This is a genomic window from Microcystis sp. M015S2, assembly GCF_020245945.1.
Lineage (GTDB): Bacteria > Cyanobacteriota > Cyanobacteriia > Cyanobacteriales > Microcystaceae > Microcystis.
Map to the genome: position 1 here is coordinate 22119 of NZ_JADBTX010000060.1, position 9757 is coordinate 31875.

Sequence of the window (9757 nt, forward strand, 5' to 3'; positions counted from 1 at the left end):
TTAGATTCAGTTAAACTAAAATGATCATTATCTTGCTTGTTAACTAACGAACAATTGACAAACTGATGATCCTGTTATACTAAATTAGGTATCAACCTTAATCATTAACCCCAACATGGGAGATAAACCCATTTACTGGATTGGGACGTCAAGGGAAGATATTAGAGATTTTCCTGAAGACGCAAAGCGTAAAGCAGGTTTTCAACTGAGAGCTATTCAACAAGGAGAGAAACCCAATGATTTTAAACCCATTCCCATTATTGGTCAAGGAACAGAAGAAATTAGAATTTGGACAGGAGAAACCTACAGAATCTTTTATGTGGCAAGGTTTAAAGAAGCGATTTATGTCCTTCATGCTTTCGGTAAAAAAACACAGAAAACCTCGAAAAAAGAAATTGAATTGGGACAAAAACGTTATCAACAAATGATTCAATTTAGACAACAATTACAGGAGGGATAACCATGACACAATCTAACCCTATTGAGATCACTTTTGGTAGCGATAACATCTTTGAAGATTTAGGATTTAACAGTGAAGAAGCAACTAACTTAAAAATTAGAGCCGATTTGATGTTAACCTTGCGGTCTTTTATCCAAGAAAAAAGATGGACACAGCAAGAAGCCGCCACTTTTTTCGAGGAAACACAACCGAAAATTAGTGATTTAATGAATGGAGAAATTAGCCGTTTTACTGTTGATAAATTACTCAGTCTTTTAGATAAAACGGGAATGAAAGTTAAACTCGAAATCTTCACCAAGTAACTTAAAATCATCAACAATTGACCATGAACAAGGGTTACATCCACATGGGAAAAGGATTTAATTCATCTTCCGTCAAAGTCTCTTTTAACCATCCCATGCTAACAGGAACATCATACAATCTTCCTGTCCCTAAACGCTTCCACATATGACGCATTCCGGGGACAATGACTTTAGCTACTCTTAAACCAATATCAGGACGAGTTTGGTCTAATACTAACATTTCCATCCCCTTTGACTCAACAATTCGCTGACACAATTTAACATCCTCTAATAAATCATCACTGGCTAATTGTAAATAATCATTACTTTTTTTCGGTATTATTTTACTATCGGAAACTAAATAAGATTGATTGCTTAACCTTGCCTTTTGCCACCATTTAACCGCCAAAGGATCAGCAGAAGAATTATAAATCGTTGTCCCATCTTCCTTAAAAGATAACACATTCGGCAAGATTTGATTAACCTCAGTTAACGCCCGACTAATAGCAATTTTCGGGTCAAAATGCGCCCCATACCCTAACAAAATGTCCTCCACTTCCCGCTCCTTTCTCGGACTAATAGCGGCAAAACAAGGGATATTCAAATCACTGGTAATATCTAACACCCATAGCTCCCGATTTAACCCCTCATAATATTGCTTTAATTGCTCAAAATATGGCTCATTAAAGCTCTCTAAATTAACGGAAGGTTTAACTAATTGATTATACCACCATAAAGCCACACAATCTCGTTCCACTAACTCCATAAATCCTTGTAAAATCGCTTCCTCTATCGTATTTCCTGCGGCGCAGCCATTAGAATCAGCCCAACAATCTAAGGGTTCAGATTGAGAATAACCATAATAACAATATCCCGTCGGTAAATACTTAAAATCTTGAGCAGTTAAAGACCATACAGGAGTCCAATCAATGATTCTAGTTTCATCAAAAGGTTCAGGGACTTTTTGAAACCATCCTTGATTCTTCCCATTCCATTCTTCTCGATGTTGATATTGTTTTTGACTAAAATTCATACATTTGTTAGGATGAATAGCTTTATCTCCTAACTCTTGATAACTGGCTTTTTCTCTGATTTCATTCCCTTGAAAAACCCCCGAATACCGCTCAATAGCTTCACAAAATCCACTGGCTTTTGCTTGACTATCTGTACGGCCTTTTCCCGCACTTCTACCTCCAACATTTTGTCGTAAACTGTCTAAATCATCAAAGACACTACGAAAATGATGTTTAGCTACATAAGTATGAACTAAAGCATTCCCTTGAATCTTATTTAATTCTCGCACAATTCCCGTAATAGGACCGATATGATGTTGATAGGTTTTTAAGGTTTCTTCAGGAGAACAAAAACGATGTCCCCCATCACTGGTAAAAGCCTTTTTACGATGTCCCAAAACCACGGGTAAAGGTGTTTTATTTAGAGAATATCCACAACTAGGACAGTTCGGACGTTTAACTAAAATATGCTCTTGAAATTGTAAATTTAAAGTATCATAAGTCATTAGTATTCCTTCTAAACGTTGATTTTTACCTTGAATAATCCACTTAAAAACCTCCATAGCCGTCAGATTTAAAACCGTCTGTATTGTCGCTGAAGAAAACCCTAAAGGAGAAATTAAAGAAATCTTATTTTCTCTCTGTCTAATGATAAATTCCTCCACGGGACGATTATCTCGTAATCGTTGAGCCAAACAATGCCAACAACCAGTTTTATCGGGATAAAATAAGGGACCAATCCAGGCTAGGTTTCCCAGGGGATTAACTAATAACCAAGGCTTTTGCGAGACTAAAGCTTGTTGATTAATACTATCTAAATCAGGATGAAGATAATTATCAGTTAAAATAATGGTTAAATCCCCTTCATCTGCGACTTGAACTTGCAAGGAATTCAAAATATTGATCAAATCTTGCTGGGGAATTGAGCCTAGGCTTTTAACCGTAACCTTCAGAGATTGTAATCGTTCAAAAGCTTGGGATAGAGAAACCTGAAGATGATGGCATAAAATTGCTAAATTAGACGGCAATAATTCTTTTTTTTCTAACAAAAAACCTCGTTGATATAACTGAAAAATCGCCTTTTGAATTGCCAGACTATAATTAATAATAACTGCAAACAAATTAGGATTATTGGGATTGATTTCTTGATTTTGTAAAAATTCTAACTGAAGAATATCAATAATTTCATCAAGATTACGTTGACCATCAATTAATCTTACTAAACGATAATAAAGCGGCTCTTGGAAACAGATTGATTCTCGCTCAGATAGAAAAAATACCGTATTTGGTTCTAAGGTTTCAATTGAGTAGGCAGGATTCCAATCAAGCTGGTTGAACACAATTTTAACTCTCTTTTTAAGGGATAGTTAAGGTTAATTATAGCGGTTCTCGCATCTGTGCGGCACACTTAAACCTTTGCTGATTAAGCTGTTCAGGATCGGGAATGTACCTCTTGTGAATCAGAAACGCTATATATACCTATAATATAAGGTTGATAGCAGTTATCTTAATGGTGAGGTGCGAAGTTTTCGTTTTCGGGAACAGAGAGGGAGCAGCCCATTTATGCCAAAATATAAAAGCGATCGCTAAAAGTGATTAAATTTATTCAATATGGAGACAAGTAATTTAGCTTCACTCTCGCCTCTAAGAAGAAATTAAGCCGGGGATTTAGTCAATTTGGTCAAGAATAATCGGTTAGAGGTGAGAAATCAGACCCCTAATTTCTTCCCTGCCTGAAATTTCTCAATTTCTCGGAATAAATTTGAGTACCAAAATCAGGGTAAATAGCCCAAATATCAACTTAATAAAGTTTTAATAGACATTTAAGCCCTAATAGATTAATCTTGCTTTTTTTAAAGCCGATATGCTGCCTCGCTAATCCTTTTCAGGCTTGAAAACTGGCTATTCTGTCAGGGCTTGCCCGTGAGAGAGGTCAATTTTCAAGGATAATTTGTAACAGAGTGTTGAAAATTCCTTTAATCTTAGTCATGAGCGATCGCCCACCAGAACTAACTCTAGCCGACCAGGCCCCTGCCAACCACGAATGTCGCTCCTGCGGCTACGTTTACGACCCTAGCAAGGGAGATGGTAAAACCAACATTCCCGCCGGAACCCTCTTCGAGGAATTGCCAGAAACGTGGCGCTGTCCCGTGTGTGGTGTGCGTCGTTCCCAATTTATCAACATTGGAGCTAAAGATGCTCCTTCAGGATTCCAAGAAAATCTTAGCTATGGTTTTGGAGTCAACCGTCTCACTCCCGCACAAAAAAATATTTTGATTTTCGGGGCTTTAGCGCTAGGATTTGTTTTCTTTATTAGTTTGTATGGTTTAAACTAACTCAAGCACTCATTATCTTTAAATCTAACGGCTCTTATGAGCCTGTAACCCTTCGGGAACAAACCTTAATCCGTCCCGATTCCTTGACCAATACCTCTGAACCATTGATGAGAAAACTGAAACAATTCGTAATAGTTCTAGCTGTAGCCTTTTTCTGCTTTAGCTGTAGTAGTGTGCCATCCCTGAGCAGTAGTCCTTGGCAAATCCTCACCCTCGACACTGACTCCACTTTTGCCGATATCGCCTTTACCGACGACCTGCAGCACGGTTGGTTAGTGGGAACCAAATCTACCCTCTTTGAAACCAGCGATGGGGGGAACAGCTGGCAGCAAAAAGTCCTCAACCTTGGCGACGAAAAAGTTAGCTTTAGCGCCGTCAGTTTCCACAACCAAGAGGGTTGGATTGTCGGTAAACCCTCAATTCTTCTCCATAGCGAAGACGGGGGCAGCAGCTGGTCCCGTATCCCCTTAAGTGAAAAATTACCCGGTTCTCCCTACGGAATTATCGCCCTTAACGACAAAACCGCCGAAATGGTCACGGATTTAGGTGCTATCTACCGCACCAAAGACGGGGGCAAAACTTGGCAAGCTTTAGTGGAAGGTGCTGTGGGTGTGGCCCGGACAATTGTTCGTTCCCATGATGGTAAATATGTGGCCGTTTCCGCACGCGGGAACTTTTATTCCACTTGGGAACCGGGGTCAACAGAATGGCAACCCCACAATCGTCTTTCTTCCCGCCGCTTACAAAAAGTCGGTTATGGTGAAAAAGGAGAACTGTGGGCCCTGGCCCGGGGTGGTCAACTACAATTTACTAGCCCCAATGATCTCGATACATGGGAAGATAAGGTATTCCCCGAGTTTTCCACCAGTTGGGGACTTTTGGACCTCAACTACCGCACCCCCGAAGAAATTTGGGTCGCTGGTGGTAGCGGCAATCTCTTGGTCAGTGATGACGGCGGCCAATCTTGGCAAAAAGATCGCGCGGTGGAAAGTGTCCCCTCCAATCTCTATCGAATTGTTTTTATCAATTCCGACAAGGGTTTTGTCTTGGGACAAGATGGGGTTTTACTGAAATATAATCCCCCCAGCGAACCGGCCTAAAACTTGTCTCAGGGTCAACAAAGTCTCTATTATAGAGATTGAATTTTTCAAGTCCTATCATTCCGAGGAGAACCGTCCATGTCAGGTAGTACCGGCGAACGTCCTTTTGGCGATATCGTTACCAGTATTCGTTACTGGATTATCCATAGCATCACCATCCCCATGCTCTTTGTCGCAGGTTGGTTATTCGTGAGTACCGGTTTGGCTTACGATGTTTTTGGCACTCCCCGTCCCGATGAGTATTACACTCAAGAGCGTCAAGAATTACCGATCATTAATGATCGCTTTGAGGCCAAAAATCAAATCGAGCAGTTTAATCAGTAGTTTACTTTAATTAAGGATAAAAACAATGGCTAGTGGTAATCCCAATCAACCCATTTCTTACCCCATTTTCACCGTTCGCTGGTTGGCAGTTCATACCTTAGCGGTCCCCACTGTCTTCTTTATCGGTGCAATTGCGGCAATGCAGTTTATTCAACGCTAGGAGAACAATTATGGAAAGAACACCTAATCCGAATCGGCAAGCCGTCGAGTTAAATCGTACTTCTCTTTACCTAGGTTTACTCCTAGTTGCTGTCTTGGGAATTTTATTTTCCAGCTATTTCTTTAACTAATTAGTCCCGATTCATTGTCATCGCAATTAGGAGGTGTTATTCATGTTCGCAGAAGGTCGTATTCCTTTGTGGTTAGTCGCCACCATCGCCGGTCTAGGCGTTATCGCCGTGCTTGGTCTTTTCTTCTACGGAGCTTACGCCGGTTTAGGTTCCTCTATGTAATTCCATTACGGGTAATTTCCCCCAGCAAAAAGCCGTTAGTTATTTCTATAACTAGCGGTTTTTTCAGTATTCGGTGAAAAGTAAAGCTCGATCGAACTTTATACTAATACTAAATCCGTTGAGTAACGCACAGAAAACGGGTTTCTCGGAGAAACCCGTTTTCTACTGATTTAGGATAAATCCGTTTTTAATAGTGTGATTAACAAAAAAAGGAGTCAAAGACTTGACTCCTTTAGTTATATGGATGATTTAGCTAAAACTAAACCTCTTGTTTACGAGTGCTAAGATCACCCAATTTTTGGAATAAACCGAATTCCACTTGTTCTTCCAGATCCGGATCGACCCCGGCGAATACGTCGCGGTAGATGGTACGAGAACCGTGCCAGATGTGACCGAAGAAGAATAGTAAAGCAAAGACAGCATGACCGAAAGTAAACCAACCTCTCGGAGAAGTGCGGAATACCCCGTCAGACTTCAGGGTTTCGGTGTCAAACTCGAAAGCTTCACCGAGTTGCGCTCTACGCGCAAATTTCTTCACATCAGCAGGATCGCTGAACACCTGACCATCGAGAGAGCCACCGTAGAAAGAAACGGTAACACCACTTTGTTCGATACTCAGTTTCGATTCCGCACGACGGAAAGGAATATCAGCGCGAACGATACCTTCCGAGTCAGTCAGGACAACGGGGAAGGTTTCAAAGAAGTTAGGCATCCGACGCACGCTAAGGACGCGACCTTCGCCATCTTTGAAAACAGGGTGCCCTAACCAAGATTTAGCGATACCGTCACCGCTATCCATGGCACCAGTACGGAATAAACCACCTTTAGCGGGGCTATTACCGACATAATCATAGAAAGCCAGTTTTTCGGGGATTGCTTGGTAAGCTTCGGCGATGGTGGCTCCATTGGCGATGCTGGCCTCGACGCGACGCTCAATTTCTTCTTGGAAATAGCCTTTATCCCATTGGTAACGGGTCGGGCCAAAGAGTTCGATCGGGGTGGTAGCATTACCGTACCACATGGTTCCAGCCACGACGAAAGCGGCAAAGAAAACGGCGGCGATACTGCTAGAAAGCACCGTTTCGATATTACCCATTCTCAGGGCTTTATAGAGTCTTTCGGGGGGACGGACGGTTAAATGGAATAAACCGGCGATAATCCCGACGATACCCGCAGCAATGTGGTGAGCTACCACACCCCCGGGGTTAAAGGGGTTAAAACCAGCCGGTCCCCATTCGGGAGCTACGGGCTGCACATGACCGGTTAAACCGTAGGCATCGGAAACCCACATCCCAGGACCCCAAAGGCCTGTTTGATGGAAAGCACCGAAACCAAAGCAAAGTAAACCGGATAAGAACAGGTGAATACCGAACATTTTCGGCAAATCGAGCGCAGATTCGCCCGTGCGGGGATCGATAAATAATTCTAAATCCCAGAAAACCCAGTGCCAAACCGCCGCTAGGAATAGCAGACCGGATAAGACGATATGAGCGGCGGCAACGCCTTCAAAAGACCAGAAACCGGGGTCAACACCAGTTTCGCCAGTGACGCTCCAGCCACCCCATGAACCAGTGACACCTAAACGGGCCATGAAGGGCAGCACGAACATTCCTTGCCGCCACATCGGGTTTAATACGGGGTCACTGGGGTCGAAAATAGCAAGCTCATAGAGGGCCATGGAGCCAGCCCAACCCGCTACCAGTGCGGTGTGCATCAGGTGAACGGAAATTAAACGGCCCGGGTCGTTGAGAACGACTGTGTGTACTCGATACCAAGGTAGTCCCATTGACTACGCTCCTCCTATTGACAATTTAGTGTCCACTTAGACGCTTTTTATATTCAGGGTCAAAATATAAGCCCAACACTCTCGACGGTTAAGTGCAAGAGTTAGCCGACCTACATTATCCCTTGAAAAGTGTATCTATTCTAAAGAAGTGTAACTATTGTTAGAACAGATTTCAAGTCTTTGCGATCGATCTTCCGCCAGAATATTCCAGATCAGGGAGTGGGGTGTAGGGAGTGGGGTGTAGGGTGTAGGGTGTAGGGTGTGGGGTGTGGGGTGTGGGGTGTGGGGTGTGGGGTGTGGGGTGTAGGGTGTGGGGAGAATAAATAAAAATAATCTCCCGTCTCCTGAATCCTAACTCCTGACTCCTGACTCCTGATCACTGATAACTGATAACTGATCACTGATAACTGATTACTTCCTCAGTAGTTCTTCGGCATTTTGCAGGATTTCGAGGACTTGTTCGGCACTAATCAAGCGTTTTAGCACCACTTGCCCGATGGTGGGGACAGTATCGGCAATTTCGGCACTCTTGGGGGCAACTTCCACCATAATCACAGCTTCTTCCACCTTATAAAGCCATAAAACCTGTTCTCCCTCTAAAATACCGATATTTAATCGCTCTATCTGTGGTGGTCGTCGCCAACTACTCGCGTGATCCCACAAACCGCCAAATTCCCACACCCGTCCTATTGTCCAACCTGCCGTTAAGAAAAAATATTTCACTTTAGTTACTCAATCTAGAATCAATCTCTAGCTTTCTGGCTTAATTAGTTTTCAGCCGTCAAATTTTATCAAAAAACTGCTAACGTCCCGTTAATTTCACCACCCCAATGCCCCCAAAGTATAGACCCAAGACCGCCCCTGCTAACAGGGATTGGGTGAGAGGATCTGTGGAAGGGGTTAAAATCGCGCCTAAAATCACCGCCCCCAAAACCACGAAACGCCACCCCGATAACATCGTTTGCGAGGAAATAATGCCTAAAAAGCTCAAAATCAATTGAATAACGGGAATTTGAAAGGCGATGCCAGTACTAAACAGTAAAAGTAAGACAAATTCAAAATAGCGCTCGATCGACCAAGCTTGTTCGACCACTTCCGCCCCATAATTGACAAAAAAGTTTAAAGCGGCGGGAATCAGGGCAATATAGGCAAAAAATAAACCGGCAAAAAATAAAACACTCGATCCTAACACTACCGGGACAATTAAACGCCGTTCGCGACGGGTTAACCCCGGCAGCACAAAGAGGATAATTTGCAAGAGAATGACGGGACTAGCCACCAGTATGCCGCTATATCCAGCTACTTTTAGGGAGACGAAAAAAAATTCTCCCGGGGCCAACTGCAAAAATTTTACCCCTTGGGCGGGGACTTCCAGCACTTGTACTAGGGGTTTAACGAAGATAAAACATCCCACCGCACCCACAGCCACGGCAATTAAACTATAGAAAATCCGGCGCCGCAACTCCTCCAAGTGGTCAAATAAGGACATTTCCACTTCTCCGGGTAACTCATCGAGGAATTCAGGACTGTCTGGGGGTGGGGTTTTTACTTCTGTCGATGACATGGCTTTGGCTCGATCGTTCTCTACTCAAGCCTTTATCCTAGCATTGATAACCCTTAGCTATTAGCCGTCAGCTATCAGAATCATTCCAACATCGTCGGGTTTGCTCGGTGACAGGTTGCCAATCGAGTTTGAATTAAGTGGAAAATTCTCCCTGATAGCGATCGCACTATTCTCAGGGTTCAGGTGGAATCTGTAACTGCAAGTCTTCAATCAGTGACGGGATTTCAGCCTGAACCACATCCCATACAATATTGAGGTTGACATCATCATATTCATGTACTAACCGATTTCTCATTCCAATAAACCTCTCCATAATTTAATTAAATCACAATAATAGGATATAATAAAACAAATAGTAAATCAAAAAAAGCCATGAAAAACTACACTTGGGAATACATTCAAAAATATCCGAAACAAACTAAAAGACTATTAGGAATTGAC

13 protein-coding genes are annotated in these 9757 nt (G+C 42.7%); 8 read left to right on the plus strand and 5 right to left on the minus strand.

Annotated features, from left to right (window positions below):
• Positions 1–115: 115 nt before the first annotated feature.
• Positions 116–460 carry a type II toxin-antitoxin system RelE/ParE family toxin gene (locus IM473_RS12145; protein ID WP_004163940.1) on the plus strand — a complete coding sequence of 115 codons (345 nt, stop codon included), beginning with the start codon at positions 116–118 and terminating at the stop codon, positions 458–460.
• Between the two features lie 2 nt (positions 461–462).
• Positions 463–762, plus strand: a complete 300-nt coding sequence (locus IM473_RS12150; protein WP_012266232.1) for a helix-turn-helix domain-containing protein — start codon at positions 463–465, stop codon at positions 760–762.
• 34 nt (positions 763–796) lie between these two features.
• Here IM473_RS12150 and IM473_RS12155 read toward each other — a convergent pair whose 3' ends face one another.
• Complete coding sequence (locus IM473_RS12155; protein WP_287660706.1) at positions 797–3094, minus strand: TOMM precursor leader peptide-binding protein; 2298 nt, start codon at positions 3092–3094, stop codon at positions 797–799.
• A gap of 648 nt (positions 3095–3742) precedes the next feature.
• On the opposite strand from IM473_RS12155, the gene IM473_RS12160 reads away from it, so the two are divergent.
• The 6 genes from IM473_RS12160 (at position 3743) to IM473_RS12185 (ending at position 5966) form a co-directional block, all read left to right on the plus strand.
• The gene (locus tag IM473_RS12160; RefSeq protein ID WP_287660709.1) at positions 3743–4090 is read left to right on the plus strand and encodes a rubredoxin; all 348 of its coding nucleotides are present in this window, start codon (positions 3743–3745) and stop codon (positions 4088–4090) included.
• A 107-nt stretch (positions 4091–4197) separates the two neighbouring features.
• Entirely contained in the window at positions 4198–5190 is a 993-nt protein-coding gene (locus tag IM473_RS12165; RefSeq protein ID WP_287660707.1) for a photosynthesis system II assembly factor Ycf48, read from the plus strand.
• A gap of 78 nt (positions 5191–5268) precedes the next feature.
• Positions 5269–5514 (plus strand): cytochrome b559 subunit alpha, encoded by a 246-nt coding sequence (gene psbE / locus IM473_RS12170; protein WP_002737435.1) that lies wholly within the window; start codon positions 5269–5271, stop codon positions 5512–5514.
• Positions 5515–5539: 25 nt separating this feature from the next.
• Positions 5540–5674 carry a cytochrome b559 subunit beta gene (gene psbF / locus IM473_RS12175; RefSeq protein WP_002736175.1) on the plus strand — a complete coding sequence of 45 codons (135 nt, stop codon included), beginning with the start codon at positions 5540–5542 and terminating at the stop codon, positions 5672–5674.
• 10 nt (positions 5675–5684) lie between these two features.
• Complete coding sequence (gene psbL / locus IM473_RS12180; protein ID WP_002735805.1) at positions 5685–5804, plus strand: photosystem II reaction center protein PsbL; 120 nt, start codon at positions 5685–5687, stop codon at positions 5802–5804.
• A 42-nt stretch (positions 5805–5846) separates the two neighbouring features.
• Entirely contained in the window at positions 5847–5966 is a 120-nt protein-coding gene (locus IM473_RS12185; protein WP_002736108.1) for a photosystem II reaction center protein J, read from the plus strand.
• A gap of 259 nt (positions 5967–6225) precedes the next feature.
• Here the strand turns inward: IM473_RS12185 and psbB are convergent, their stop codons facing one another.
• From psbB to IM473_RS12205, 4 genes are all read right to left on the minus strand, one after another.
• Positions 6226–7752: a photosystem II chlorophyll-binding protein CP47 gene (psbB, locus tag IM473_RS12190; protein ID WP_002757651.1), complete on the minus strand. Its 1527-nt coding sequence runs from the start codon at positions 7750–7752 to the stop codon at positions 6226–6228.
• A 411-nt stretch (positions 7753–8163) separates the two neighbouring features.
• Positions 8164–8475 (minus strand): hypothetical protein, encoded by a 312-nt coding sequence (locus IM473_RS12195; protein ID WP_002749272.1) that lies wholly within the window; start codon positions 8473–8475, stop codon positions 8164–8166.
• A gap of 79 nt (positions 8476–8554) precedes the next feature.
• The gene (gene tatC, locus IM473_RS12200; RefSeq protein WP_002770330.1) at positions 8555–9316 is read right to left on the minus strand and encodes a twin-arginine translocase subunit TatC; all 762 of its coding nucleotides are present in this window, start codon (positions 9314–9316) and stop codon (positions 8555–8557) included.
• A gap of 172 nt (positions 9317–9488) precedes the next feature.
• The gene (locus IM473_RS12205) at positions 9489–9629 is read right to left on the minus strand and encodes a HepT-like ribonuclease domain-containing protein (RefSeq protein WP_353738172.1); all 141 of its coding nucleotides are present in this window, start codon (positions 9627–9629) and stop codon (positions 9489–9491) included.
• Between the last annotated feature and the right edge of the window lie 128 nt (positions 9630–9757).